Annotated in this window: 31 protein-coding genes and 2 tRNA genes; 11 read left to right on the forward strand and 22 right to left on the reverse strand. The window is 43.8% G+C overall.

Going from position 1 to position 24588, the window contains the following annotated elements; translation table 11 throughout:
• Positions 1–167 precede the first annotated feature (167 nt).
• Positions 168–584, reverse strand: coding sequence for a cytidine deaminase (locus tag ACDZ28_RS31630; protein ID WP_076117456.1), 417 nt, complete (start codon positions 582–584; stop codon positions 168–170).
• Between the two features lie 107 nt (positions 585–691).
• On the opposite strand from ACDZ28_RS31630, the gene ACDZ28_RS31635 reads away from it, so the two are divergent.
• Positions 692–1117: a NucA/NucB deoxyribonuclease domain-containing protein gene (locus tag ACDZ28_RS31635; RefSeq protein ID WP_339291428.1), complete on the forward strand. Its 426-nt coding sequence runs from the start codon at positions 692–694 to the stop codon at positions 1115–1117.
• A 79-nt stretch (positions 1118–1196) separates the two neighbouring features.
• Here ACDZ28_RS31635 and ACDZ28_RS31640 read toward each other — a convergent pair whose 3' ends face one another.
• Positions 1197–1343 carry a hypothetical protein gene (locus ACDZ28_RS31640; protein WP_156114850.1) on the reverse strand — a complete coding sequence of 49 codons (147 nt, stop codon included), beginning with the start codon at positions 1341–1343 and terminating at the stop codon, positions 1197–1199.
• Positions 1344–1493: 150 nt separating this feature from the next.
• On the opposite strand from ACDZ28_RS31640, the gene ACDZ28_RS31645 reads away from it, so the two are divergent.
• From ACDZ28_RS31645 to ACDZ28_RS31655, 3 genes are all read left to right on the forward strand, one after another.
• Positions 1494–1670, forward strand: coding sequence for a YjfB family protein (locus ACDZ28_RS31645; protein ID WP_076098563.1), 177 nt, complete (start codon positions 1494–1496; stop codon positions 1668–1670).
• Between the two features lie 150 nt (positions 1671–1820).
• Positions 1821–2354 carry an ImmA/IrrE family metallo-endopeptidase gene (locus tag ACDZ28_RS31650; protein WP_375105455.1) on the forward strand — a complete coding sequence of 178 codons (534 nt, stop codon included), beginning with the start codon at positions 1821–1823 and terminating at the stop codon, positions 2352–2354.
• Positions 2355–2397: 43 nt separating this feature from the next.
• Positions 2398–2595 carry a hypothetical protein gene (locus tag ACDZ28_RS31655; RefSeq protein ID WP_156114851.1) on the forward strand — a complete coding sequence of 66 codons (198 nt, stop codon included), beginning with the start codon at positions 2398–2400 and terminating at the stop codon, positions 2593–2595.
• 123 nt (positions 2596–2718) lie between these two features.
• On the opposite strand, the gene ACDZ28_RS31660 is transcribed toward ACDZ28_RS31655, so the two are convergent.
• Complete coding sequence (locus tag ACDZ28_RS31660) at positions 2719–2889, reverse strand: hypothetical protein (RefSeq protein ID WP_375103674.1); 171 nt, start codon at positions 2887–2889, stop codon at positions 2719–2721.
• A 77-nt stretch (positions 2890–2966) separates the two neighbouring features.
• Between ACDZ28_RS31660 and ACDZ28_RS31665 the strand changes: the two genes are divergently transcribed.
• The 4 genes from ACDZ28_RS31665 to ACDZ28_RS31680 all read left to right on the forward strand — a co-directional run bounded on the left by ACDZ28_RS31665 (position 2967) and on the right by ACDZ28_RS31680 (position 5590).
• A complete protein-coding gene (locus ACDZ28_RS31665; protein WP_375103675.1) occupies positions 2967–3299 on the forward strand; it encodes a DUF3139 domain-containing protein in 333 nt (110 codons plus the stop codon).
• 179 nt (positions 3300–3478) lie between these two features.
• A complete protein-coding gene (locus tag ACDZ28_RS31670) occupies positions 3479–3973 on the forward strand; it encodes an RNA polymerase sigma factor (protein ID WP_375103676.1) in 495 nt (164 codons plus the stop codon).
• Positions 3970–4959 (forward strand): hypothetical protein, encoded by a 990-nt coding sequence (locus tag ACDZ28_RS31675; RefSeq protein WP_375103677.1) that lies wholly within the window; start codon positions 3970–3972, stop codon positions 4957–4959. Before ACDZ28_RS31670 ends, ACDZ28_RS31675 begins: the two co-directional genes overlap by 4 nt.
• A gap of 283 nt (positions 4960–5242) precedes the next feature.
• Complete coding sequence (locus ACDZ28_RS31680) at positions 5243–5590, forward strand: hypothetical protein (protein WP_042130183.1); 348 nt, start codon at positions 5243–5245, stop codon at positions 5588–5590.
• A 156-nt stretch (positions 5591–5746) separates the two neighbouring features.
• On the opposite strand, the gene ACDZ28_RS31685 is transcribed toward ACDZ28_RS31680, so the two are convergent.
• The 5 genes from ACDZ28_RS31685 to ACDZ28_RS31705 form a co-directional block, all read right to left on the reverse strand.
• Positions 5747–6250 (reverse strand): hypothetical protein, encoded by a 504-nt coding sequence (locus ACDZ28_RS31685; RefSeq protein WP_375103678.1) that lies wholly within the window; start codon positions 6248–6250, stop codon positions 5747–5749.
• A 570-nt stretch (positions 6251–6820) separates the two neighbouring features.
• Positions 6821–7060: a hypothetical protein gene (locus ACDZ28_RS31690; protein WP_042130186.1), complete on the reverse strand. Its 240-nt coding sequence runs from the start codon at positions 7058–7060 to the stop codon at positions 6821–6823.
• Between the two features lie 207 nt (positions 7061–7267).
• Positions 7268–7870 (reverse strand): restriction endonuclease, encoded by a 603-nt coding sequence (locus tag ACDZ28_RS31695; RefSeq protein ID WP_339291432.1) that lies wholly within the window; start codon positions 7868–7870, stop codon positions 7268–7270.
• 216 nt (positions 7871–8086) lie between these two features.
• Complete coding sequence (locus tag ACDZ28_RS31700) at positions 8087–8563, reverse strand: GNAT family N-acetyltransferase (RefSeq protein ID WP_339287641.1); 477 nt, start codon at positions 8561–8563, stop codon at positions 8087–8089.
• A 75-nt stretch (positions 8564–8638) separates the two neighbouring features.
• Positions 8639–9094, reverse strand: coding sequence for a GNAT family N-acetyltransferase (locus tag ACDZ28_RS31705; protein ID WP_375103679.1), 456 nt, complete (start codon positions 9092–9094; stop codon positions 8639–8641).
• Positions 9095–9276: 182 nt separating this feature from the next.
• Between ACDZ28_RS31705 and ACDZ28_RS31710 the strand changes: the two genes are divergently transcribed.
• Genes ACDZ28_RS31710 through ACDZ28_RS31720 form a run of 3 tightly spaced genes read left to right on the forward strand, consistent with a single transcriptional unit; the run spans position 9277 to position 9833 of the window.
• On the forward strand, positions 9277–9342 hold the full coding sequence (locus ACDZ28_RS31710) for a hypothetical protein (protein ID WP_375105456.1): 66 nt from the start codon (positions 9277–9279) through the stop codon (positions 9340–9342).
• Positions 9343–9531, forward strand: a complete 189-nt coding sequence (locus tag ACDZ28_RS31715; RefSeq protein WP_375103680.1) for a hypothetical protein — start codon at positions 9343–9345, stop codon at positions 9529–9531.
• Positions 9532–9572: 41 nt separating this feature from the next.
• Positions 9573–9833 (forward strand): hypothetical protein, encoded by a 261-nt coding sequence (locus ACDZ28_RS31720; RefSeq protein ID WP_375103681.1) that lies wholly within the window; start codon positions 9573–9575, stop codon positions 9831–9833.
• A gap of 109 nt (positions 9834–9942) precedes the next feature.
• Here ACDZ28_RS31720 and ACDZ28_RS31725 read toward each other — a convergent pair.
• From ACDZ28_RS31725 to ACDZ28_RS31790, 14 genes are all read right to left on the reverse strand, one after another.
• A tRNA-Ile gene (locus ACDZ28_RS31725) sits at positions 9943–10016 on the reverse strand.
• A 44-nt stretch (positions 10017–10060) separates the two neighbouring features.
• A tRNA-Met gene (locus ACDZ28_RS31730) sits at positions 10061–10137 on the reverse strand.
• Positions 10138–10219: 82 nt separating this feature from the next.
• Positions 10220–10384, reverse strand: coding sequence for a hypothetical protein (locus ACDZ28_RS31735; RefSeq protein ID WP_019909365.1), 165 nt, complete (start codon positions 10382–10384; stop codon positions 10220–10222).
• Between the two features lie 112 nt (positions 10385–10496).
• The gene (locus ACDZ28_RS31740) at positions 10497–11984 is read right to left on the reverse strand and encodes an ABC transporter substrate-binding protein (protein WP_375103682.1); all 1488 of its coding nucleotides are present in this window, start codon (positions 11982–11984) and stop codon (positions 10497–10499) included.
• 483 nt (positions 11985–12467) lie between these two features.
• Entirely contained in the window at positions 12468–13649 is a 1182-nt protein-coding gene (locus ACDZ28_RS31745) for an IS256 family transposase (protein WP_375102427.1), read from the reverse strand.
• A gap of 278 nt (positions 13650–13927) precedes the next feature.
• Positions 13928–14566: an orotate phosphoribosyltransferase gene (gene pyrE / locus ACDZ28_RS31750; protein WP_375103683.1), complete on the reverse strand. Its 639-nt coding sequence runs from the start codon at positions 14564–14566 to the stop codon at positions 13928–13930.
• On the reverse strand, positions 14563–15309 hold the full coding sequence (gene pyrF, locus ACDZ28_RS31755; protein ID WP_375103684.1) for an orotidine-5'-phosphate decarboxylase: 747 nt from the start codon (positions 15307–15309) through the stop codon (positions 14563–14565). The genes pyrE and pyrF overlap by 4 nt, the downstream gene beginning before the upstream one ends.
• Positions 15310–15419: 110 nt before the next feature.
• Positions 15420–18647 carry a carbamoyl-phosphate synthase large subunit gene (carB, locus tag ACDZ28_RS31760; RefSeq protein ID WP_042130197.1) on the reverse strand — a complete coding sequence of 1076 codons (3228 nt, stop codon included), beginning with the start codon at positions 18645–18647 and terminating at the stop codon, positions 15420–15422.
• A 1-nt stretch (position 18648) separates the two neighbouring features.
• Positions 18649–19827, reverse strand: a complete 1179-nt coding sequence (carA, locus tag ACDZ28_RS31765) for a glutamine-hydrolyzing carbamoyl-phosphate synthase small subunit (protein WP_042130198.1) — start codon at positions 19825–19827, stop codon at positions 18649–18651.
• Positions 19828–19945: 118 nt separating this feature from the next.
• On the reverse strand, positions 19946–21229 hold the full coding sequence (locus ACDZ28_RS31770) for a dihydroorotase (protein WP_375103685.1): 1284 nt from the start codon (positions 21227–21229) through the stop codon (positions 19946–19948).
• A 110-nt stretch (positions 21230–21339) separates the two neighbouring features.
• On the reverse strand, positions 21340–22245 hold the full coding sequence (locus tag ACDZ28_RS31775) for an aspartate carbamoyltransferase catalytic subunit (RefSeq protein WP_339287648.1): 906 nt from the start codon (positions 22243–22245) through the stop codon (positions 21340–21342).
• Between the two features lie 4 nt (positions 22246–22249).
• A complete protein-coding gene (pyrR, locus tag ACDZ28_RS31780) occupies positions 22250–22813 on the reverse strand; it encodes a bifunctional pyr operon transcriptional regulator/uracil phosphoribosyltransferase PyrR (protein ID WP_042130202.1) in 564 nt (187 codons plus the stop codon).
• 271 nt (positions 22814–23084) lie between these two features.
• Positions 23085–23240 (reverse strand): hypothetical protein, encoded by a 156-nt coding sequence (locus ACDZ28_RS31785; protein ID WP_375103686.1) that lies wholly within the window; start codon positions 23238–23240, stop codon positions 23085–23087.
• A 4-nt stretch (positions 23241–23244) separates the two neighbouring features.
• The gene (locus ACDZ28_RS31790; protein ID WP_375103687.1) at positions 23245–24498 is read right to left on the reverse strand and encodes an LL-diaminopimelate aminotransferase; all 1254 of its coding nucleotides are present in this window, start codon (positions 24496–24498) and stop codon (positions 23245–23247) included.
• Positions 24499–24588 lie beyond the last annotated feature (90 nt).

The raw sequence follows: 24588 nt of genomic DNA on the forward strand, positions 1-24588 counted from the left end.
TACTCTCACATCCTTTTAACTTTTTTAAGTTATAGTATGGGGACAATAGTGACATGAACTCAGCGAATGGACATGAAGCTGTAAATTAATTTAGGACAGTGTAAGGAACTGCTGAATAAATTCACGGCTCAATAAAAAAAGGAGCCTAGCGGCTCCTTTATTCCAAACTACCTCGTATATCTCAGCGGTAGTAATTCGGTAATATCATATTTGGCTAACCGGCCTTCCTCGGATACAATAACTTTGCAATCCTTCCCGTAATCAGCAATTAACTCACGGCACATCCCGCAGGGAGAGACTACTTTAATCTCTCTTTCCCCGCTATCCGGATCAGAATGCCTTACGGCAACAATCGTATCAAATTCCTTGTAGCCTTCAGATATCGCTTTGCCAATCACCATCGCCTCCGCACAAACTGTAATCCGCCCCATGCTAGCTTCTACATGTACCGCTGTAAAGATCTCCCCCGTCTTCGTACGGAGCGCCGCTCCAACATGGTGTCTTTCCCATTCATAACGTCTAGTAATAATATCTTCAGCAGAGGCTATAAGCGTCTGATCCTCAATCGTAATTAAATACTCCATATCCAATTCCGTCCTCCTCTTATTTTTCCTAAGTATATTAAATCGCACTGCATTATGATATAAGATATACTATTTTAAGTTCCAAAAAAGGAGGAGCAGATTTGAAAATACAGAAATTACTCACCAGTCTCATCATTGTTGTGTTACTCGCTTTGGGCGGTTACTGGTATGAACAGAACGAAGACCCGGCATCCCCCACATCCGATTCAGAAGTTGTTCAGCTCATCTTCCCATCAGATCGTTATCCTGAGACCGCCAAGCATATTCAGGATGCGATTGCCAAAGGGGAGTCTGCCACATGTACCATTAACCGTGAGCAGGCTGAAGAGAACCGCAAAGAATCCTTAAGAGGGATCCCTACCAAAAAAGGCTACGACCGCGACGAATGGCCCATGGCCATGTGTGATGAAGGCGGCGAAGGGGCCGACATTGAATACATAACGCCAAAAGATAATCGCGGTGCAGGAAGCTGGGTTGGTAATCAGCTAGAAGATTATGCGGATGGAACCCGCGTAGAATTTATGTTCAAATAACGAGCTTCGGAAACAATGCTCCAAAAGAATAGCCCCATCCGGTATACACCGGATGGGGCTACAATGTGCATCAGCTAGCTTAGAATAAGCAAGCTTTAGTGATGATAACCAGCAAGATGAAGAGTACCAGAATTGCTCCTGTTGAAGTAAAAGGACTACACACCGGACCAACATTTGCTGGACTTACTACTGGACCTACGTTACAACCACAATGTTCCATTCCCATTTTTAATTCCTCCTAATGATTAATGACTACAGCACAAGATATGTAAGAAGGAGATAAGCCGTTTGGGCGAAATGGCAAACAAAATGCCAATCACCTAATGAATGGAGTGGGCAGGGTCGATAAATAGGATATACACGAAGGAGGTGCAATATGGATATAGCTGCATTATCAATGGCAATGAGCCAAGCATCCTTAGCTCAGAATGTGGGGATACAGGTCATGAATATAGCCAAAAATCAGGCTGAAACCCAGAGTCAAACGATGGTGGAAATGCTGGGGAAAAGCGTTGCTCCGAATTTAGGAAAAACACTTGATATTAGTGTTTAATTGCATTATGCTAAGGACACACAAGAACACTCGTTCTTATGTGTCCTTATATTTTTTTACTTTACATAGCCTTCGGGCTTTTCTTTTGTTCATTTATGCGAACATACGATCCTATAATTGATTCTGAATGAGGTGAATGATGTGGATAACATGAAATCCTATTATCAAATGACTGCACTGGAGAAGTGGACGGAAGATTTATACAAACGTCTAAACCTTACTCAGCCTTCGCAAATTTCGATTGCCTATATTGCAGAACGGCTTAATATTTGGGTTCATTATTTGGATGTAAGAAGCAAGAGTATCGAAGCATCAGCGGGGATGTACACCATGTTTATCGATAACCGGCTTCCAGCTAGCCTGCAGCGGCTAGAGTTTCTCCACGAGCTCTGTCACCTGCTCCGCCATGGTACCAATCATATATTGATGCCAGAACATTTTACGCGGGCACAGGAGGATGAATCCGAGCGTTTTATTCTTTATGCAGCTATGCCCTACTCCATGATCTCCCGTTTGAAATTGCCAGAACAACGAGAGGAAGCCATTAGCTATCTTGCAGCAGAATTTCAAGTGCCAAACGAGCTGGCTTTACAGCGGATTGATCAGATCCAAAGACGTGTTTTTCAGGGGCAATTATTGGCCGTGATGGGAAGAAACGAAGAACGATTAACACATATTCAATAATGATTGCGGAGATAATAAGGGTAGTCGCAATGAAGGACCATTAATGATTATGGTGGAATTTCTCGCAAGGGGGAACGATATGGAAGCCATTAAAGTAATTGAATTATTGATGACTCATCCAGATTATAACGTAGATGCAGTACACCCCGAAATTCCGGATTTTGTTGGGATCGAGTCGATTGAAGTGGATCATGAAACAGGGACCTTCTCCATTTTATTGCAAGAACCCAAAGACGACTGAAGATGATTTGTGTAAGCTCATAATAAAAAGGCAGCAAGTATAGTATACCCAGGCAATTATTTACCTACACGGGTTTAACTATCGGCGGGAAATTTGCTGCCTTATTTGTAATTATAAGCTCTGTTATGCGACAAATTGAATCAAACCAATAAGAGTTAGAATGAGGAATATACCCACAACACCCCAAATAATAAACCATAAGATTCTTAGCCCTGGCAGTTTTGGACTTGAATAATTCTCTAGTACCTTAATACGTCGCTCCAACTCCTGTATTTTTTCCTCTTGCTGCGTCATCTTCTTTCCTCCCTTCTAATGTGTAAACTTATATATTATCTTATAATATATACATTTTATCTAAATGGAGGAAATTAATGAAGAAAAGAACAAAAATAATTCTTGTTACTCTCATTATTCTATATGGAGTTGCTTCCTTAGCGCTTCACTCCTTCCGAAATCAGATGAACAATGAGATCATTCATTATCTGGTAGATGCTAGAGATTATAAGAATGAAGATCTTTATAAAGTCTATACCCAGATTGGTAAGGCTCCCGTAGTAAGCACAACGGTTATCTTTGCAGATGAACCTAACGCAAGATACTTTTATAGAAAAGAGAAGGATCTGATTCATCAATACAGCATGGCTCCTGTAAAAGGTTCTGATCCAAAATATACATATAAACATATTGAGGATCGTCTCCCGTAAAGGGGGAACTTCTATTATAAAAACGCGATTGTCTCAGCAGTCAGGATTATGGCTACTAAGACAACCGCGTTTTTTTAGATCCTAACCCTTGATCTATATGGCTAACAAAATTTTCTCAGGAACATAATGTGACCAAATGCCGTCCTAAATGGTGTTATAGGTAAAGGGGGCATAGAATCATGCAGCGATCCATGACCCGGCCGGGAAATCATGTGATAAAGAGTTACGAAATCTACGCAGATATGCTGTTCCGAATCGCCTTGGTCCATCTAGGCAGCCGCCAAGATGCCGAAGAAGCTACTCAGGAGACCTTCATGAAACTGATAGAAAAGGCGCCAAAGTTCAAAGATGCTGAACATCAGAAAGCATGGCTGATCCGCGTAATCACCAATCATTGCAAAACATTACTGGGTAGAGGCTGGCGAAAGCGTGAGGTTAAGCTGGAAAGCGCTGAGCCGATTGCGGTAGACAACCCCGAAGAATTGGCTCTATTGCAATTAGTTATGGCGATGCCCATGAAGTATAAAACTGTAATCCATCTTTACTATTACGAGGATTATCCCATCCAGGAAATCAGCAAGATTCTGCAGATTAGTCAGTCTGCCGTGAAGATGAGACTTCAGCGGGGACGGCAACTGCTAAAACTAGAGCTGGAAGGAGCGGAATCACAATGAAGGAAGATCAGTTTCGAACATTATATACGAAAGCGGTGGATTCTATGAAACCAGGTGAAGAGATGAAAAAAGAATTGATCGACAAACTGGTGCACCAGCAGGAGCGGAAACGTCCACGCAAAACGGTTTATATCGCGGCAAGTATCGTGCTTGCTGCCGGAATCGGCTTGGCTGCACCGAATATATGGCAGCAGTTGAACGGTCAGAGCACCCAAAGACAGATCGCTCAGGTAACTCCGGGCCCAAGTGATGCAGGCAATCCTAGCACAGATACGTCCAGAAGCATTATCATCCCCAAGCTGGAACTGCCGGATACCAAGTCTGGCGTTAAGGCAGATATGATCGCTCTAGTCGTGTATAAAGATAATATTTATACACAGTCTGCAACTCGCATCGACGCCGCCGACGCTCCCGCTCTGCGCGGTGATAAGCTGGGACGGACTACAGGCGGCATCGATGAATGGAGCGGTAAAGACAAATATATTGAGCTAGCTTCTAACATCGGAGAGACGGATATCTATTCTGTGAAGGGATATGATTCCAATTTCCTGATTATGTCCTATTCGGAAATCAACGGCGAGGTATTCGCCGAACTGTATGAACATACGAACGGCATCACCGTAAACAACGGTGCTGATCTGTTCGGCAAGCTAAATCTTGAGGGCAGAATTACTTCAGCTCAGTGGGAAAGCTTCGACAGCTGGAACAACGGACTACAGAAGTACACACCGCTTGCTGTCGACGAGGCGTTTAGCGGCTTCCTGACGGCACTCAACGCGGCTAAACCACTGGCAGCAGAGCCACTTATCGAGCAAGGCATCTACGACAGCGAAGAGCGCAAGATCATCTATCTACAGTTGGAAGACAACGCCCGGGTAGAGCTGACGCTGTTCGGTCAAGGACTTGTACGTTACGGTCAGGCACCGGTATTCTTCGAAGTCGAATCTGGGGCATTCCAGAAGCTCTGGGATAGTATGAAACTATAGGGATGTTGGTCGGAAACCCAGCATACAGCGATTGGGACAACGATTACGACAACATTTCGGTCGCTATACCCATTAGAGAAGTCTAGCTGGATACGCAAAAAGGGCACTGCTTCCAAACCATTTCATGGCTTTGCGACAGCGCCCTTTTTGTGTTGGCTATATGGTTTGCCTTTTACCATGTCAGAATATCAGATTCTAAATAAAAATCCATATATCGCCAAAAGTTTTTGTGTAGTAGAATGATTTTGTCGATTAATATATGTGTTTAAGAAGGAGTGATTAGATGGGTGCAAAAAATAAAGTTATAGCTGGTGACTATGAAGGTAAAGTAATAATGTCTACTCTTGGAATTGTAAATTTGCAAACTGGTTTTTTAAAAACAATCACACTAGACAAAAACACTGTAGAGGATTATGAGATAATGGACGAAACTCATTCCAAAAGTGCTGTGAGTGCTGTAGGAAGAGGATTAGTGGGCGGATTTCTACTCGGACCGGTTGGTTTGCTTGCTGGCCTTTCAGCTAAGAGCAAAGGAGTTCATATCATTGCAGTTCAGTTCAAGGATGGAAAGAAGAGTTTAATAGAGATAGACGAAAAAATTTACAAAGCTTTTTTGAAGAATTGTTTTTAGAGAGAGTACATAGTGTAAAAGAGCCGTTGTAGGTTAATCCTATGATGGCTCTTTTACTTGTTCAATGTTGCTATAACATAGGGAATCAAAAAAGGAACGCCCACCATGGACGCTCCTTGAATTTGTTATTCGTCTACTCTACAACATTCTAGCTAGTTACGCATTTACATTTTCCGTTTTACGATCCTGTCTAGCATGTAATGTTTTCATCGCAAATCTTGCGATCGGCTGCGCCACCAATAGTTCAATCCAAAACGCTATACCAAAGTTTCTTGGCCAGATGTGAAGAAAGTTTTTAAGTGGCTCTAGGCTTATTTGCTTCGTCCCCACCCACGTGCCGATAATCGATAGTAAAATAGATAACACTGTAACATTCAAAAAAGTATTCAACAGCACCCTAGCATTAAATCCATCGGTTTGTCCCATGAATTTCGGCATCACTTTCCCAACAATCGGCCCTGCAACTAATCTTACGGATAAAACTACGATCATCCACATAAACGGAATAACCTTTAGTGTATCTATATACACTTCCTTACTGAAGCCACGTTCCAATCCCACAATAATAGGGGCAATAGTGTTTACTGAAATGATTGAAATAATGAGTAAAAATAATATACCTTCTTTTCCGTTTCTGGGCAGTCTTGTGTCTCCATGCATGTTTGTCATCTCCGTGAATCATATTTCAGATGGCAGACGTATCATGAGACATATATTTTTGGCCCAATAAAAAGACCAATATCTCTACACACTGATTTAATAATTATAGCACTTTCTTCAATTGAATGTCAGATTTCTATTTATGATTTAATAAATCCCTCTGCTCTTTAGTGCATTCAAAAGATTTAAACTATCCCTGCGGTAAGCGCATGACGATAAATCTTGCATCAGTAAATCCGTTAGCAAACTCGAATTTCGGGCCTTCCTAGTTCTCTTCCCTTTGAATCTATGTGCCTATAGACAGCAAAAAACCCTTACAGTGGGCCCCGAGGGACTCGAACCCCCGACCAATCGGTTATGACCCGACCGCTCTAAAAAACTGATATAGAGGAAAGGGGTAAATACCTTAAACTCTATTCAGGAATTCTTGTTATTATTGGGATTATCTAATATTGATTAAACTTAATTAAAATGAGTTTGTGACCAAATTCGTGACCAATGTGACCATTGAGTTTGTCCTGGTTTCTTTATGGGCTTTTAAGCACAACTACAATCTCAACATGATCACTTCTAAAAAGATAAGTTACAAAGCGCTAATCCTAATACAATAACTCCTACGATCATCACAACAACACCTTTTCTGTTTTTCAAATAGTTATATCCACCAATAGATATGAGGGCTCCACACATCATTACAACCAACAAAGATTGTTGTTCCTCAACATCATAATCATTGAACAATAATGAAATGCCTAGAAGAATTGTTGCCGCACAAAAATGGACACCAAATTCTTTGAAGATTTTCTTCATTACAGCACTCCTATGTATTAGAATACCTGGCCTCATTTTCTCTGCTTTATGTATTTCTTAATCAAATAAAACAATACAAATCCTAACACCACAAAGCCAAGTATGGTGATCCATAGAATCGTTTGATTCCCTACGAAAAAGTATGTATTTCTGTATTGAAAATCTTCATTGTTCATCAGTATAAAAGCTCCTTGTTCTACGAACTATCTATTTCTTCGCAACCCATCGTTTTTCAACTTTGAAGTCCTTCTTAATTACTTTATTATCCCATGAATCCAGTATAATCCTGGGCTCTGACTCAAGGATATCCTTTGCTTTATCAATCTGCCCTGACTTGAAAAAGTTTATAATTTCTATAAGGTCACTTCTACTATGTAATCTTACGGCGTTATAACTAGCAAGTTCTTCACACGCTGAGGTATATTGATTTGAGGATATTACCATGGACTTTTTTGCCCTGTAATATCTCATGGAACTATAGATCTCTTGAACAGCTCCTAACCCTACTGGATAGGAATAACGCTTTGCCTGAACGACATTTCGAACCCCCTCCCCGTCTGTAAACACTAAGTCAGATCCAAAATTTCTGCCTCCTTTCGTTTTATATGCATCACTATAACCCATGGCCAAAAATAAACGATACAGATATTCTACAAAGCCAGTTCCGTCTTCCATTCGGTCTATGTCCTGGATCGTAATCTTAAGTGGATCAATTACTATACTTTGGGTAGGGTAACTCTTCTTTCTTGATAAAACTTTGAATACAAAAACAGCAGTAACGATAACAAGAATAACCAACAAAATTATCATTTTTATCAACCAGCAACCCCCATTAATATAAGAACCTCGCCAATGTCGGCGAGGTTCTTCCAAATTGCAATGCCATTACTCCCAAACCCTATAACCTTAATATAAATTATTTGGAACATTATGTATATATTACTGGTAAGAAAAAGTCCTAGACTACTGTTGGTTTTTGGACTCACGTTTCCCGTTAGCGTAAGCCCTTGCTAGTCCTGAATATCATTAACTAATGAATACTTGTGTTCTTCTTCCTACTTCAATTCGTTCAGTAAATTTACCTCCTGTATACTCTTCTATTGCCTTTTTCCAAAAGAGTTGAGCGGGCTTGTTGTTATCTATTTGGTAAACTTCCCATTTTCCCTGGTGCATATCAAATATATCTTTAGCAACCAATCTCCCTAATCCCAGCCTACGATACTTCTTCGCAATAAAAAATTCAGCAATAGAAAAATATGCGTCATCTTCTTCCCGATTTTTTAATTTGACTAAGACAAATCCAATAATTTCCCCATTGAGACTGATTAAATATGGATAATTGGGGTCTTTAGACCAATATTCATCAATTGGATAATTACCATATTTACCGTTTGCCTCAAACTGCAACTCCATAAATTCTGAGAAATCATAAATATAGAATTGTAACAGGTTGCTGAGTATTTCTTTATGTTCCAAGGTCGCTATTTTGATTTCATAGTCCATGTTTGATACCATCCCTCTGTAGATTCAACTATCGTTTCCCGTTAGTTAAGTCCCAAAAAAACATGTTGCGATAAATTACTTTATAGTATCGTGCTCATAGATTTTGGTGGGTCGTCCCCATTCGAAATTATCCAAACCGATTTCTCTGAATCCATATTTCTCATAGTAATGAATATGGTCAGTCGTTATATAAACCTTCGTATATCCGAATTGCCCCACCATTTTTCTGGCATGCTCCAACAATACTGAACCTAAACCTTGCCCTCGCTCATTCTCGTCAATGAACAAAGGAGCAATCCATGGCGATAAATCTTTTCGAATTATATATTCCTGTTCAATCAATTGATAAAATCCAATTATTTTGTCGTTTTTTAATAGCAGAAATGTTAATGGCAAACCATCTTCAGCCGATAAACTCTCGTCAATTTTAGGGAGTACCACCTTCTGTACGTTTGGCCATTTTTCTTTAACATATTCAACAAACTCTATATGACGCTCTGGACAATCTATTATAGATTTAATAGCTTGCATTAAGTCACTCCTTCATAAATACGGTTCTTGATGAGTATCATCTTCAAAAAAAGGTGCTTTCAGATTACACCTTATGTTAACTGCGGGAAACGGAAAGTTTAGTTTAAGTTAAACTATACTGCCCGTTAGCTTGATGAGGCGCCCGCCAGTCTATTGTGTTTTCATTGGCAATTTATACTGGAATGAGACATGGTGAGATCCTTGGAATTGGCTGGGGTGATATCGACTTCGAAAAGAAAGAACTCTAGGTGATTCAGACGGCCAACTGGACACGTGATGGTTTAGTCATTCAACGTCCGAAAACGAATGATTCCATACGACGGGTAAAACTTTTTCAGAATATTATTGATGACCTTAAGGAACGCTACCAGCAAATCGAGGCTTATAAAAAAGAATATGGAGACTCATATGAGGATAATGAATTAGTATGTTGCTAGCTGGCGGAGGTTATATAAAGCCAAAACGAATTACTGAAGGTATGTTCATACTTGTTCGTAAAGCAAGTGTCAAAAAAATTAGATTCCACGAGCAGCGACATACACATGCATCATTCTTATTGGCGATCGGAATAAATCCAAAGGTAGCTGCTGAACGACTGGGTATGACTCCAGCGATGTTCAACGAACGATACTCACACCTACTCCCAATCATGCAGGAAGAGGCCATTGACAAAATTGAAGCAGAACTGAATAATACGCTGAAAAACAGCTCGAAACTGCAGAAAAATAATTCCCGTTAGCAAATCCGTTAGCAAGCTCAAAATTCCGGTCTTTATCTATTCTATTTTCTTAATATCACAAAGCCTATAGACAGCAAAAAACCCTTACAAAGTAAGGGTTTTCTCTAAGTGGGCCCTGAGGGACTCGAACCCCCGACCAATCGGTTATGAGCCGACCGCTCTAACCAACTGAGCTAAGGGCCCGGATCTAAAAATATCCGAATGTACAATTGCTGTTGTAAATAAATTGGTTGCGGGGGCAGGATTTGAACCTGCGGCCTTCGGGTTATGAGCCCGACGAGCTACCGGGCTGCTCCACCCCGCGTCAGAAAAAATATTCAAACAGCGACAATAAATAATATACATTACAAATTGGGTCTACGTCAAGGAAGAATTTATAAAAGTTCTTAAGGCAGAAATCTAACCCCGTACCTTCCCTTACGGGATCGATAAATTTCTACAAAACGCGGGTCATGATAACCGTATATCCAGCCGTCTTGCTCCAATCTTTTAGCCAAACAACCTGCTTGAAATCTGGTCCTGAACAGTTTCGCGAAGTATATCCAATTCATGATGCCCTCTTCTCCTTTTCGCAAATTTATGATACACCGCTCTGAACTTATCATGCCCAAGTTCCACAAAATAAGCCACCAGAAAACTGGTGGCTTAGGGCATATTCCAGAGTCATTCACCGATCGAGTCGAAATAGACCGTGGGATCTTTTTCAAGTGTATCCAGCATGGTATTCCCTTGCTTCTCCCAAGCTTTGAGTGCATTCTCGACGGTTTTCTTACCCTGATAGACATCAATGAATAATTGCCGCCCAACATCGCTTATTCGGCTAATCCCAGGCTTCTGCATCTGTAAACTAATCAATAAAGGATCCGTTGCAGGTAATGGTCGGAGCGTATAAAAAGCTTCCAAGTTTACAGAAGGGGTCTGAGCGGTAATATAATCCTTGCGGGAAGTCAGTTCACTCTTGTTATGGGCTTTAATTTTGGCAACCTCATTACTGTTGACGAATTTAATCAAATCCCAAGCATCTTCTTTATTAGTAGCCGTAGAACTTATAGCCATCATATTCCCAAGCCATGTTCCAATGGCAACACCAGGCTTCTCTTGATAAGTGGGTACAGTAACAACCCCCCATTTGAAAGGATGGTAATTCTTGATCTTAGCAGCATTACGCTCCACTACTGCCAGATCATTGAGATAGCCGTATTCCCCAACGACCATTGCCGCTTTTCCTGCGAGGAATAAATCCCCTTGGATTGGACTATAGGTATCTCCTTCTGTTCCTGCAAAATCCAACCCATTTAACCCAGGTACAATTTGCTTTTTAACCAACTGACTGTAAGTAGCCCAAGCCTGATGCCATTGTGTAGTATTTACAGTCATATGCTGACCTTTATTATCGTACATTGTAAGTTCTAGCGGTGCGACATAGCTCTGCATATCCCAGAATGGATCACTTAAGTAACGGTTCATCGAGAACCCATATATCTGTGTTTCTTTATTTGTTGATCTCTTCGTCACCTTATCTGCCAGCGCAAACAGTTCATTCCAAGTCATCTTGTCCGTTGGGTAGCCGACACCAGCAGCATCAAAGATTCCCTTATTATAAAAAAGCGCACTAGATGAGAAGGTCGGCGCCAACGCAAAAAGACTTCCTCTTCCTAGCTCACGAACTCCATTCAGCGTTGTAGGCGCCATATTGCTTAAATCATACTGATCACGCGCTATAAGCGGCTCCAGCGATTGGACAAGATTATGATCTACCAAACTCTTCACTAATGCGCTATCACCGACAATCACATCAACAGGCTTATCCCCGCCCATAATCGCTCGGATATTTTCTAAATTATCAGAGCTTGCGTCTGTGGAGGTGTTAATGTACCGAAGCTCATTCGTATCTATAGCCGGAATAATCTCCAACTTGATCTCTGGATGCTGCAATTCATACATATCCGTAAACTGTTGACGAAAAAAAGAATCGTCCTCCCCAGACCATAGACTCCCAATACGCAATACACGCTGCTCCGTTGAAGCCTTAGAAGGCTCAGCCCAAGCTGTATTCCACCCATCTGATATTAATGGTAGTAACAGCGCAGCGCATACTCCAAGGCTTAACCAGCGGCGCCACAGTCGCTTATTGTTGTTTATATGATTCATTATTGTATCCTCCTATAAAATACTTGATCCTTCTACAACTTATGGATAAATAATCCATAATGCTAGTAACAGTATAAAGCTTTAATCCGGAGGGGAAGTTACAGGTCGTTTAAAGTTATACTACGATTTCTTCATATTATTCCTATAAAAATGTTACTAGGAGGTTTCAAAAGGTGCAGTTACCGGCAAAATTCCATCCTCTGCGACTGGATAGTTGCACTTTCTGCATCTATTAGTGGTGATTATGTTCTGTTTCTACTTTTAAGTGCACTCTATGCAGTTAAAACACGTTACTAAGAGCTTCCGGCGAATAACTAGCTGATTATAATTGCATAAAGTGCAACTATAGTGCCAATTCCGGCAGCGTCAAGAAGTTTGTGTAAGAGAGTAGAAGGTAACTTCTCGGGTGTTCGTTAGTTAGTGCAGATGTTCCTTGGGGCGGGGGCCCCGCCCCAAGGGAAAAGGGAATTCGAGCTACTTGTTTTACTCTGCCTGCGGTGGATATCGTGCTTCAAACATCTCATTTAGTTTCTTCTTTACTTCTAGATCGCCGAAACCGCGAATGACCCGTTCGCTAAAGCGTTCGTTGTAGTCCATCACGTCGAGGTAAACAATTTTCTCTGCTGCATCCATATTCGTGAGGCTATTCATGGGTTTCAGACGCTTTCGGATTTCCTTGTTCATTCGTTCAATTGGATTGGACGTGTAGATGGCTTCCTTTATGAGCGCAGGATACTTGTAAAAGGTCAGCAGCGTTGGCAACTGTTCTTCCCAAGACCGCATTTCTTTCGGGTAGAGCTTGCCCCATTTGGCCTTCACCGTGTCAAACGCAGCCCGAGCCAGATCGTGGTCTGCAGCCGTGTAGATCGTCTTCAGATCTTCAATGACTTCCGTTTTGTGCTGAATCCGAATTTTCGGGAAGGTCGAACGCACTTTGTGGACGATACAATGCTGCACATCCGCCTTCGGATAAGTTTCACGGAACGCTGCATCGAGTCCCGGAAGCCCATCAAACACGCCCAGCAAGACTTCCTGGACACCACGGTCGTAGAGGTCTTTGAGCACCTCGCGCCAGCCGTTTGCGCTCTCCTGGCCGCCTACGTAAAAGCCAAGGATCTGGCGGTGACCGTCTTCGTCGATCCCCATGGCGAAATAAACGACTTCTCCGCTAACGGTGCTGCGCTTGAGTTTCACATATAGGCCATCCAGGTAGATAACGGAGTAGCGTTTGTTTAACGGGCGCTTCTGCCACTGATGAATGTCGTCAAGTACCGTAGCTGTAATGTTGCTAACGGTCGTGGGTGAATAGTGGCTGCCGAACATACTTTCAATGAACCGGGCCACATCTCGCGTTCCCATACCACTTTTGTACATCTGGATGACAGCCTCCTCTAGCCATCCATCTCGCCGCTGGTAGGGCTCGAACAACTGCGTTTGGAAGGCTCCTTGACGGTCCCTAGGAACGGCCAGATCCTCTACATTTCCGTATTTCGTGTGTAGATCCCGGGTGTAGTATCCGTTGCGGCTGTTGTGGTTCCCGGCTTCTTCACTGGTCATGAATTGCTGGATTTCCGCTTTCATAATGGACTCTAGATTATCTTTTACAAATTGGGTGACAAGATTTTCAAATAGATTATTTAACATGTTTTCGGGTAGAATAGTCATCGAGTAGGGTTCCTTTCTTAGTGGACTTCGACAATCCCGAGAATACCCTACTTTTTTGTTGCCTGACTAGGCTCCAAATCTTGGTACACAACTTACTTTACGCCATCCCAATTCCTCTAAGAAAAGTTAGTTTAAGTGCACGAAGTACAGCTATTGCTGTCTGTGATGACAGTTGAGTATGTTGTGTCTCTCTTTTTAGTCTCACTCTATGCAGTTAAAAAAAGCCCCCCACTATAAAGTGAGAGGCTCGCCAAAACTATACTCAATTTATTCAAAAATTAAAGACCAAATGATGACGGATCTTTTCTCCAAGACTTCAGTAATTCTACGTCTGTCGATTCAATTTTGCCTTGTGCAAGAGCCACATCAATCAATGTGCTGTAATTGGACAAGCTTTGTAATGGCATTTCAGCTGCAGCAAAAGCATCCACTGCACGATCCAGCTCATAGCTGAAGATTGCAAGTACTGCTAATACTTCTGCGCCTGCTTCTTGCACGGCCTGAGCGGCTTTAATGGAGCTTCCGCCAGTGGAGATCAAATCTTCAATAACAACTACCTTTTGTCCCAGCTTAATCAGTCCTTCGATCTGATTCTGTTTACCGTGGCCTTTAGCTTTATCACGGATATAAGCCATTGGCAGATTAAGTTTATCTGCTACCCAAGCCGCGTGTGGAATACCTGCGGTTGCTGTACCTGCGATCACTTCAGCGTCTGGATACTCGCTCTTAATAAGCTGAGCAAAGGCATCTGCAATATAGCTGCGAACTTCTGGATAGGCCATAGTCAGACGGTTGTCGCAATAGATCGGCGATTTGATACCAGAGGTCCATGTAAAAGGCTCCTGAGGACGCAGTGCTACTGCTCCAATCTCCAACAGATAACTTGCTACTTGTTCGCTTCTATTTAATGTGCTCATGCTAGGGTCATCTCCTCAATAATGTTTAGTGCTGCTTGACGTGGATCTGGTGAAGCTGTAATCGGCCGTCCTACAACAAGGTAGTGGCTACCCTGACGAATGGCTTTTCCAGGTGTCATAACCCGGGACTGATCGTCCAGAGAAGCACCTGCAGGTCGAATACCTGGTGTAACCGTGCAAAATGCTGGACCGCAAGCTTCTGCGATAGCTGCAGATTCTTGTGGCGAAGCCACTACACCATCTAGACCTGCATCGGCTGCCAGCTTAGCGTATCTTACCACAGTATCCGCTACCTCACCTGCGATCCCAATTTCATTATTCATCACTTCTTGACTCGTACTGGTTAGCTGGGTAACTGCAATAATCAAAGGCATCTTAAGTGCAGCATTAGCACTGATTGCTGAAGCCGCTCCTTCACGTGCTGCCGCCATCATAGCTGCGCCCCCTGCCGCATGTACGTTAAACATATCAGCGCCAAGAGTAGTAAGACTTTGAGCGCCACCTTTGACCGTGTTAGGGATATCATGCATTTTCACATCGACGAACACAGAATAGCCACGAGATTTCAGCTCTTGAATAAATTCAGGTCCTGCCGCATAGAACAACTGCATGCCTACCTTCATATAGCAAGGAATGCCTTCAAGCTTATCGATCAAGGCTCTAGCTCCAGTCACATCAGGATAATCCAAGGCGATCATCAGTCGATTCGCCATTGCTTTCCACTCTACATCTCCAACTCCCATAACTATGCTCCTATCCAGTGCAGAATACATCCACACCCTTTATTTATTAGACCCTAGGCATAGCGGAACGGTCTGCGTAAACGCAAACCGCCCTATGCATCTTTATGAGATTAGTTCAATTGTCCGACAAAAGCAGGCATGGACTGTGACGAGAAGTTAATCGTCTGCAGCATTCTGAGAAGTGCAGTTACTGTATCCAGTGAAGTCATACATACGACGCCATTCTCAACCGCTTCACGGCGGATACGGAATCCGTCACGTTCTGGTGTTTTGCCTTTAGTCAGTGTATTAAAGACGAAGTTGGCTTGCCCGCCACGAATCAAGTCGAGAATGTTTGGCGCACCTTCATCCAGTTTATTCACATTCATTACGTTGAGGCCTGCTTCTTCAAGCGCTTGTGCCGTGCCTCCAGTAGCAATGATTTTGTAACCCATGGAGTGGAAGCCTTTCATAAGTTCTACAGCTTCTGCTTTATCCTTATCTGCCACCGTAACGATGATAGCGCCTGTAGCTGGAATTTTCATCCCTGCTCCGATCAGACCTTTGTATAAAGCTTTGGCGTACAATTTATCACGGCCCATAACTTCACCGGTTGATTTCATTTCAGGTCCGAGTGTAGGTTCTACTCTGCGCAGTTTAGCAAAAGAGAACACCGGCACTTTAACCGATACATAATCGCTTTCCGGCCACAAACCTTCTGTATAACCGTCATCCTTCAGCTTGCTGCCGAGAATGATCTTGGTTGCCAAATGCGCCATTGGGATTCCTGTCACCTTGCTCAGGAAAGGAACCGTACGCGAGGAGCGCGGATTCACTTCGATTACGTACACTTCGTTCTGATAGATAACAAACTGGATGTTAACCAGTCCAATCGTCTTCAGTTCCTTAGCGATCTTGATAGTGATTTCGGCGATTTTCGCTTTCAGACCTTCATCCAGATATTGCGGAGGATATACAGCGATGGAGTCACCGGAGTGAACACCTGCACGCTCGACATGTTCCATGATACCTGGAATAACTACTGTCTCACCATCACAAATCGCGTCTACCTCAACCTCTTTACCTAACATGTAACGGTCAATCAATACCGGATGCTCTGGATTCACTTTCACCGCTTCTACCATGTAGCTGAGCAGTTCAGTATCGTTATATACAATTTCCATTGCACGTCCGCCTAGTACGTAGGAAGGACGAACCAGCACCGGATATCCAAGGGATTGTGCAGTTTCTACGGCTTGATCCACGTCTGTAACTGTCTTACCCTTCGGTTGAGCGATATCAAGACGTGCCAGCAATGCTTCGAATTTTTTACGGTTCTCAGCTTCATCAATGCTGTCAAGACTAGTTCCAAGAATCTTCACACCAGCAGCACTTAGAGGTGCCGCAAGGTTAATCGCAGTCTGACCACCGAATTGAACGATAACTCCAATCGGATTCTCTTGTGCAATTACGTTCATAACATCTTCGAAGAATAGTGGTTCAAAATACAACCGGTCCGAAGTATTGAAGTCTGTAGATACCGTCTCAGGGTTATTATTGATGATAACCGCTTCATATCCAGCCTTCTGAATAGCCCATACTGCATGCACTGTAGAGTAATCGAACTCAATCCCTTGACCGATCCGGATTGGACCAGATCCCAACACAATAACCTTTTGCTTGTCAGAATGAATGACTTCGTTCTCAGTCTCATAAGTCGAGTAGTAGTAAGGTGTAGTAGCTTCGAACTCAGCCGCACAAGTATCTACCATTTTGAATACAGGTGTTAAACCTTGCTCCAAACGTAGCGCGCGCACATCAGCTTCTTTAGTAAACTTGCCGTCCGCTTGTCCTTCTGCACGAATCTCAGCAATTGCACGGTCTGTAAAGCCCTTGCGTTTCGCTTGGTATAGAGTTTCCGCAGACAACGTTTCTTCACCGCGAATCACATCTTCAAAGTTAATCAAACCTTCAATTTTGGAGAGGAACCACCAGTCTACGTTCGTAATATCTTGGATCTCTTGCAAGCCGTAACCACGACGGAAAGCTTCAGCAATCAGGAACAGACGCTCATCGTCAGGCTTCGCAAGACGTTCACGCAGCACGCTCTCTTCCAATGTCTCTGCACCTGGCAGACGGAAACGGTGTACACCAATTTCCAAGGAACGAATCGCTTTATGAATCGACTCTTCAAAAGTACGGCCGATCGCCATTACTTCGCCTGTCGCTTTCATTTGCGTACCCAGCTTACGGTTCGCGTGAATGAACTTATCGAACGGCCAGCGTGGAATTTTACTTACGATATAGTCAAGTGTAGGCTCGAAGCATGCATAGGTCTGTCCGGTAACCGGATTGATGATTTCATCCAGCGTGTAACCCATTGCGATTTTGGCAGCCATTTTGGCAATTGGATATCCAGTTGCTTTGGAAGCCAAGGCCGAGGAACGGCTGACACGTGGGTTTACTTCGATTACATAATATTGATAGCTTTGTGGATCAAGTGCGAACTGTACGTTACATCCACCCTCAATATTCAGGGCGCGGATGATTTTGAGCGAAGCTGTACGCAGCATTTGATATTCGCGATCTGACAACGTCTGGCTAGGTGCCACAACAATACTGTCACCTGTATGTACGCCTACAGGATCAAAGTTTTCCATGTTGCAGACAACGATACAGTTGTCATTAGCATCACGCATAACCTCATATTCAACTTCCTTCATGCCGGCAATACTCTTCTCAACCAGACATTGTCCGATCGGGCTATAACGAATACCTGCTTTGACGGTTTCACGCAGTTCTTCTTCGTTATCGCAGATCCCGCCACCTGTGCCGCCAAGTGTATAGGCTGGACGTACAATCAGAGGGAAACCAATTTCCTCAGCGAATTTCATTGCTTCATCTACAGTAGTAATAATCGTGCTATCCGGTACAGGCTGTTCCAATTCACGCATTAGATCACGGAACAAATCGCGATCTTCTGCTTTCTCGATGGAATCAAGCTGTGTACCAAGAAGCTTAACATTCTCTTGCTCAAGTACACCTGCACGAGCCAATTCTACAGCCATGTTCAGGCCGGTTTGACCGCCCAGCGTTGGAAGCAAGCCATCCGGACGCTCCTGGCGAATAATCGCAGTTACGAATTCAAGCGTAATAGGCTCGATGTACACTTTATCTGCGATATTTGTATCTGTCATAATTGTTGCTGGATTGCTGTTAATCAGTACGACTTCCACGCCTTCTTCTTTAAGGGCTTGGCAAGCCTGAGTTCCTGCGTAGTCAAACTCCGCGGCTTGACCGATGACGATCGGTCCGGAACCGATCACTAGAATTTTTTTAAGCTTATCGTTCTTTGGCATGTTATAGAGCTCCTTTCACGGCTTCAAGCTGTAAGTTAGTTTTTGGCGCCGTGATTCTGGCGTTTGCCGCAAGTTGTGCTTGACGTGAAACAACAGGTGTCTTAGCTTTATGATCTGCAATCATTTGCAGGAAACGATCAAATAAGTAGCTGCTGTCATGTGGTCCTGGCGCTGCTTCCGGATGATATTGCACCGAAAATGCAGGGTAACGGGTATGTTTAATTCCTTCAACAGTCTTATCATTATTATTAATGTGAGTAACTTCTAGTTCAGTGTTCTTCACAGATTCCTCATTGACGGTATAACCATGGTTCTGGGAAGTGATGAAGCAGCGTCCGCTTTCCAGTTCCTTCACAGGGTGGTTCCCACCGCGGTGACCGAATTTCAGCTTCTCTGTATCTGCTCCGCAAGCCAGCGCAAACAACTGATGACCTAGGCAGATACCGAAGATCGGATATTCGCCAAGCAATTCGGAAATCGTCTTGACAGCATGAGGCACATCTTTCGGGTCCCCAGGGCCGTTAGACAGTAGGATACCATCTGGGTTCAGACGGCGAACTTCTTCCGCTTTTACATCATGTGGTACAACAACAACATCACAACCACGGTCGTTAAGTTCACGTAGGATACCAGCTTTTGCACCATAATCCACAAGCACAATTCTTTCTTTGTTGCCTGGGCTGCTGTACGAACTTGCAGTTGATGTACGAGCTACCTGATTGCGCAATTCCTCAATCGTAGTATTTCCCATCATTTCCATCAGTTCCTCTACACGTTTGTTAGAGGTAGTCAAGATTGCTTTCATTGTTCCGTAGTGGCGAATAATCCGAGTCAACATCCGAGTATCAATCTCGCTGATCCCAGGAATATCGTATTCTTTCAGCAAGTCGTCCACACTATATTCAGCACGCCAGTTACTAGGAACTTCTTCATGACGACGCACTACAAAACCGTGTACGAAAGGTCGAACCGATTCAAAGTCATCCCGTGTAATCCCGTAGTTCCCGATCAATGGGTAAGTCATTGTAACGATTTGTCCGCAATATGAAGGGTCAGACAGCACCTCTTGATATCCTGTAATTCCAGTATTAAAAACAACCTCGCCTGTCTTTTCGCCCTCAGCGCCAAATGCGGTACCTGTAAATAAAGTTCCGTCTTGCAGCAGCAATCTCGCCTGCATTCCATTCCACTCCTTCATGTTTCTGTAGTCTAATGCTTATGCCTTACAAGCCTTCCGGAGTGTACGTGTATTCAATCGCTGCATCCATTAAGATCAGCAACTCCGCCCCACCGGTCCGCTAGTTTTTCTCAGTCCATACGGCTTTGCCGTCTACCCATGTCATTACTGGCCAGCCCTTAAGCTTCCAGCCACCAAAAGGAGTATTCCGTCCTTTACTTGCGAAAGATCCTGGGTCTACTTCTTTCTCTTGCTCCAGGTCAATCAGTGTCAAATCTGCAGGAGCTCCGATATCCATCACACCGGTGTTCAGTCTGAATACCCGTGCAGGGTCAGCGGTCATTCTTTGTACTAATAAGGATAAATCCCATTTTCCAGTTGCTACAAACGCTGTGTACAGTAGTGGGAAAGCTGTTTCGAATCCTACGATACCAAAAGGTGCAAGTTGCATACCTTTAGCCTTCTCTTCCTCACTATGCGGCGCATGGTCCGTAACGATCATATCTAGTGTGCCGTCAAGCAAACCTTCGATACACGCCTCAACATCGCGGCGGGAGCGTAGCGGCGGGTTCATTTTCCAATTCGCATCTAGGCCTGGAATATCTTCTTCAGAGAGCAGCAAGTGATGCGGACACACCTCAGCAGTTACTTTAATGCCGATTTCTTTCGCTTGGCGAATCAATCGCACCGATTGTTCAGTACTTACATGGCATACATGGTAATGAACGCCTGTCGCTTCAGCCAGCAAAATATCGCGTCCAACATGGATGGCTTCCGACTCATTTGGAATTCCTTTGAGGCCATGCTTTCTTGCGAACTCACCTTCGGCTACACAGCAGCCTTCAACCAGTGAGTTATCCTCGCAGTGAGCAATGACTGGCATATCGAGCGATGCTGCGATGTTCATTGCATCTTTCATCATTTGAGCGCTTTGGACGCCCACGCCGTCGTCGGTGTAACCGATAGCTCCAGCTTCTTTAAGCGCCGCAAAATCAGTCAGCTCACGTCCGAGCTCGTTTTTCGTAATGGCTGCATAAGGAAGTACTTTAACAAGTCCTGCTTCACGCGCTTTGTCTTTCACAAATTGTACGATTTCCGGCGTATCTGTTACCGGACGGGTATTAGGCATACAAGCGATGGTAGTAAATCCGCCTTTGGCAGCCGAGCGACTTCCGGTTTCTACGGTTTCCTTGTGTTCAAATCCCGGTTCGCGTAAGTGCACATGCATATCAATGAGTCCTGGAATGAGCAGCTTGCCTTCTGCATCAATGATCTCTCCCGCTTCTGGAGCAGCTTCATTTCCGTCGATTATGGTCGAGATAACACCTTCTTCAAGTACAATATGTTTCCGCTCTAACAAGCCTTCCTCATTCAATACACTGGCGTTTCTAATAATCGCTGTCATGATTCTACCTTTACCCTCAGATCCCAGCTGCGGGCCCTCTCATCATTATATAATAAAAATTCATGTTTGTGTATATTTATTAGTCCTTATACATCATCATTCTTAGAACTTTATAGTAAAGCTCTTTCGAGAACTGCCATCCGAACCGGCACCCCATTAGACATTTGCGGGAAAATCCTTGATTGACTGCACTCTACAACTGCATCATCAATCTCGACATTCCGGTTAACCGGTGCTGGATGCATAATGATTGTATCTTTTGCAAGCTTAGCTGCGCGTTCTTCCGTTAAACCATAATGTCTGCGGTAATCCTCTGCGGAAAGTACGATTCCGGAAGAATGGCGTTCCAGCTGCACACGAAGCATCATGACTACATCTGCTTTAAGGGCTTCCTCTATAGTCACATAAGGCGCGTATTCCATAAGCTCAGGAGCCTTCATATTCTCCGGTGCACAGAATTGCACTTTAGCTCCCAGCTTTGTGAGTCCCCATAGATTGGAGCGCGCTACCCGGCTATGCATGATGTCCCCGATAATAGAAACCGTGAGACCCTTTAAATCTCCAAACGTTTTAGTCATGGTGTAAAGATCAAGCAGCGCTTGTGTTGGATGTTCATTGTTGCCATCGCCCGCATTAATAAGCGGTATGGACACCTTCTCAGCTAACTGCTGCAGCACACCTGCAGGCTTCAAACGCACAACTCCGGCATCGATCCCCATCGATTCCAGTGTGCGTACTGTATCGTAGATCGACTCCCCTTTTTCTACACTAGAAGCTGCAGCCGTAAAATTAAGTACTTGTGCACCCAGTCGTTTCTCTGCCATTTCGAAAGAGAAGCGTGTGCGTGTGCTGTTCTCAAAAAACATGTTAGAAATAAAATGCGAGTTCAAAATGGGGGTTAGCTTCTCACTTTGATTGTCCCAGTATGCTGTTCTATCCAGCAATTGGGTGATTTCCGACCGATCAAGCTCTTTTATACCCAGCAGACTACGTTCCTTTACCTTGGTAAGCGTCATGATGTTATCGTTCCTCCCGGTTTGAAATAATGTAGACCTCGTCTTTGCCGTCGTATTCCTTCAGCGCCACTTCAATCTGCTCATGCTTTGAGGTAGGTACATTCTTACCGATGTAGTCCGGCCGGATTGGCAGCTCGCGGTGTCCACGGTCAGCCAGTACTGCCAGTTGAATCATTCGTGGGCGTCCGCAATCCATCAAAGCGTCCATCGCCGCGCGGATCGTGCGTCCGGTGTACAGCACATCGTCGAACAAAATGACCTTCTTATCATGGATGCCATCACTGCCGGAAGTAATAATGACGTTACTCTTCACTACCGCTTCACTGCCTCCTACTTCACGGTCATCCCGATAATGCGTGATGTCGAGTTCGCCGTAAGGAATCTCGACGCCTTCAATTTCCTTGATCCGCTCAGCGATGCGCTGTGCCAGATATACGCCTCTTGTCCGGATACCCACCAGCAGACAATTCTCAATTCCTTTGTTTTTCTCCAAAATCTCATGAGCAATACGGGATAATGCCCGGCGGATCGCCGTTTCGTCCATAATTACATTTTTCTCAGTAACCATAATCTTGTCACCCTCCACTTGTTTCGCCTGTTCAAGTTCCCGGAAATCAAAAAACTCCTTGCCTATAACAGGCAAGGAGTGAAATCCGCAGATGAAGAAGATGATGGCCGCGCGCATAAAAAGACAGTCCGGTGTATACACACGGATACCTTTCTAAGAGTCGCGAACCTCGATTCACGTTACCTTGCCAGCCTCACAGGACTGAATTAAAGGCGCTATTCATTTAATGAGAATTATGACAGAACAAACCCTGCATGTCAACTTTATCTGCCTAAACTACAACACTTTCCAAACTTGCTTCTATTAACAACAAGAGGAAGCCATAACGATGGATATTGCTTTTATTTCCGTATTTTCTTCCTGGATTAACTTCTAACATAAAGAAAAGCCGCCCAAGGTTACCCCAGGCAGCTTCAATTTCTAACAATTAATTAAAATTCAAATTCCACATCGCTTAGGCGTCTTTGGATTTCAGAAATGACACGTCTTTCTTCCTCTTCCCCTTTAGCAATAAAGGTAACGGAGAAACGTACAAACGGACCTGCATCATCCCAAGGCACAGTGGAGATTAGCTTCTCACGGATCAGGAATTGCGAGAAATCTTCACCAGATTCAAAACGGCGGCCGCCTTTGACACCTTTTGGCGCAGCAACATAAAGGAAGAAAGAACCCTTTGGTTTCTCAGCTTGGAAGCCGAGGCTGTTCAGTGCATCAACCAACAGGTTATGACGACGAGAATACTTGGCCGCAATCGCTTCAGTAATCTCTGGATGAGCAAGACCGTAAGCCGCAGCTTTTTGAATCGCAATAAATTGACCGGAATCATTATTATCCTTCACATCACTGAAGGCTTTAACAACTAAAGGATTCCCGGCAACAAAGCCAATTCTCCAGCCTGTCATATTGTAGGATTTGGACAAGGAATGCAGTTCCACGCCAACATCCTTCGCACCCGGCACAGAGAGGAAGCTAAGTGGCTTCAAACCATCATAGGTTAAAGCCGCATATGGCGCATCGTGGATAACGACTACATCATATTTTTTAGCCCATGCAACGACTTCAGCAAAAAATTCAGGAGTCGCGCTAGCGCCCGTTGGATTGTTTGGATAGTTCAAGTAAAGAAGCTTAGCTTTATGAGCAACTTCTTCTGGAATTTCGTTGAGATCTGGAAGGAATTTATTCTCCTTCTTCAGTTCTACTGTAAACACTTGTCCACCCAAGTATTTAGTATGTGTACCCAGCACTGGATAACCTGGCACCGTCATGATCGTAATATCTCCCGGATTGATAAAGCAAGAAGGCAACATCGCCAGCGCAGGCTTAGATCCGATAGAGTGAACTACCTCTGTAACAGGATCAATACCTTCCACACGGAATACTTCCCGCAAATATTCGGCAGCGGCTGTCTTAAACTCAGCAATTCCATTGTCCGCATAACCACGGTTTTCTTCCTTAGCTGCTTCTTCAGCAAGCTTAGCCACGATACCGGCATCAGCCATCTCATCCGGCTCGCCTACGCCCATGTCGATCAATTCAATATCAGGAAAATCCTGTTTAGCGGATGCTTTGGCACGTTTGATTTTCTCGAATTTATAAATCGAGGTATCTTTGCCATAGTTCGCACCACCAATGCGGTCTGCAAAATTAGTCTGAATGAAGCTGTCTTGGTATTGTTCAATGCTCATACTTTCATCTCATCTCCTGGCTATCTATTCTAATTTCAGAAGAAACGGCTTCGCCGTCCCTTGGATGGCTTATGTTTCTAGAGATCCGTT

Source organism: Paenibacillus sp. RS8 (assembly GCF_041956825.1).
Lineage (GTDB): Bacteria > Bacillota > Bacilli > Paenibacillales > Paenibacillaceae > Paenibacillus_AQ.

What these genes read in the sequence shown, in the direction of transcription:
- ACDZ28_RS31630 (WP_076117456.1), bottom strand. Translation starts at nt 584, where the DNA reads ATGGAGTATTTAATTACGATTGAGGATCAGACGCTTATAGCCTCTGCT.
- ACDZ28_RS31640 (WP_156114850.1), bottom strand. Translation starts at nt 1,343, where the DNA reads ATGGGAATGGAACATTGTGGTTGTAACGTAGGTCCAGTAGTAAGTCCA.
- ACDZ28_RS31645 (WP_076098563.1), top strand. Translation starts at nt 1,494, where the DNA reads ATGGATATAGCTGCATTATCAATGGCAATGAGCCAAGCATCCTTAGCT.
- ACDZ28_RS31650 (WP_375105455.1), top strand. Translation starts at nt 1,821, where the DNA reads ATGAAATCCTATTATCAAATGACTGCACTGGAGAAGTGGACGGAAGAT.
- ACDZ28_RS31655 (WP_156114851.1), top strand. Translation starts at nt 2,398, where the DNA reads ATGATTATGGTGGAATTTCTCGCAAGGGGGAACGATATGGAAGCCATT.
- ACDZ28_RS31660 (WP_375103674.1), bottom strand. Translation starts at nt 2,889, where the DNA reads ATGACGCAGCAAGAGGAAAAAATACAGGAGTTGGAGCGACGTATTAAG.
- ACDZ28_RS31665 (WP_375103675.1), top strand. Translation starts at nt 2,967, where the DNA reads ATGAAGAAAAGAACAAAAATAATTCTTGTTACTCTCATTATTCTATAT.
- ACDZ28_RS31670 (WP_375103676.1), top strand. Translation starts at nt 3,479, where the DNA reads ATGCAGCGATCCATGACCCGGCCGGGAAATCATGTGATAAAGAGTTAC.
- ACDZ28_RS31675 (WP_375103677.1), top strand. Translation starts at nt 3,970, where the DNA reads ATGAAGGAAGATCAGTTTCGAACATTATATACGAAAGCGGTGGATTCT.
- ACDZ28_RS31680 (WP_042130183.1), top strand. Translation starts at nt 5,243, where the DNA reads ATGGGTGCAAAAAATAAAGTTATAGCTGGTGACTATGAAGGTAAAGTA.
- ACDZ28_RS31685 (WP_375103678.1), bottom strand. Translation starts at nt 6,250, where the DNA reads ATGCATGGAGACACAAGACTGCCCAGAAACGGAAAAGAAGGTATATTA.
- ACDZ28_RS31690 (WP_042130186.1), bottom strand. Translation starts at nt 7,060, where the DNA reads ATGAAGAAAATCTTCAAAGAATTTGGTGTCCATTTTTGTGCGGCAACA.
- ACDZ28_RS31695 (WP_339291432.1), bottom strand. Translation starts at nt 7,870, where the DNA reads ATGATAATTTTGTTGGTTATTCTTGTTATCGTTACTGCTGTTTTTGTA.
- ACDZ28_RS31700 (WP_339287641.1), bottom strand. Translation starts at nt 8,563, where the DNA reads ATGGACTATGAAATCAAAATAGCGACCTTGGAACATAAAGAAATACTC.
- ACDZ28_RS31705 (WP_375103679.1), bottom strand. Translation starts at nt 9,094, where the DNA reads ATGCAAGCTATTAAATCTATAATAGATTGTCCAGAGCGTCATATAGAG.
- ACDZ28_RS31720 (WP_375103681.1), top strand. Translation starts at nt 9,573, where the DNA reads ATGTTCATACTTGTTCGTAAAGCAAGTGTCAAAAAAATTAGATTCCAC.
- ACDZ28_RS31735 (WP_019909365.1), bottom strand. Translation starts at nt 10,384, where the DNA reads ATGAATTGGATATACTTCGCGAAACTGTTCAGGACCAGATTTCAAGCA.
- ACDZ28_RS31740 (WP_375103682.1), bottom strand. Translation starts at nt 11,984, where the DNA reads ATGAATCATATAAACAACAATAAGCGACTGTGGCGCCGCTGGTTAAGC.
- ACDZ28_RS31745 (WP_375102427.1), bottom strand. Translation starts at nt 13,649, where the DNA reads ATGACTATTCTACCCGAAAACATGTTAAATAATCTATTTGAAAATCTT.
- pyrE (WP_375103683.1), bottom strand. Translation starts at nt 14,566, where the DNA reads ATGAGCACATTAAATAGAAGCGAACAAGTAGCAAGTTATCTGTTGGAG.
- pyrF (WP_375103684.1), bottom strand. Translation starts at nt 15,309, where the DNA reads ATGGGAGTTGGAGATGTAGAGTGGAAAGCAATGGCGAATCGACTGATG.
- carB (WP_042130197.1), bottom strand. Translation starts at nt 18,647, where the DNA reads ATGCCAAAGAACGATAAGCTTAAAAAAATTCTAGTGATCGGTTCCGGA.
- carA (WP_042130198.1), bottom strand. Translation starts at nt 19,827, where the DNA reads ATGCAGGCGAGATTGCTGCTGCAAGACGGAACTTTATTTACAGGTACC.
- ACDZ28_RS31770 (WP_375103685.1), bottom strand. Translation starts at nt 21,229, where the DNA reads ATGACAGCGATTATTAGAAACGCCAGTGTATTGAATGAGGAAGGCTTG.
- ACDZ28_RS31775 (WP_339287648.1), bottom strand. Translation starts at nt 22,245, where the DNA reads ATGACGCTTACCAAGGTAAAGGAACGTAGTCTGCTGGGTATAAAAGAG.
- pyrR (WP_042130202.1), bottom strand. Translation starts at nt 22,813, where the DNA reads ATGGTTACTGAGAAAAATGTAATTATGGACGAAACGGCGATCCGCCGG.
- ACDZ28_RS31790 (WP_375103687.1), bottom strand. Translation starts at nt 24,498, where the DNA reads ATGAGCATTGAACAATACCAAGACAGCTTCATTCAGACTAATTTTGCA.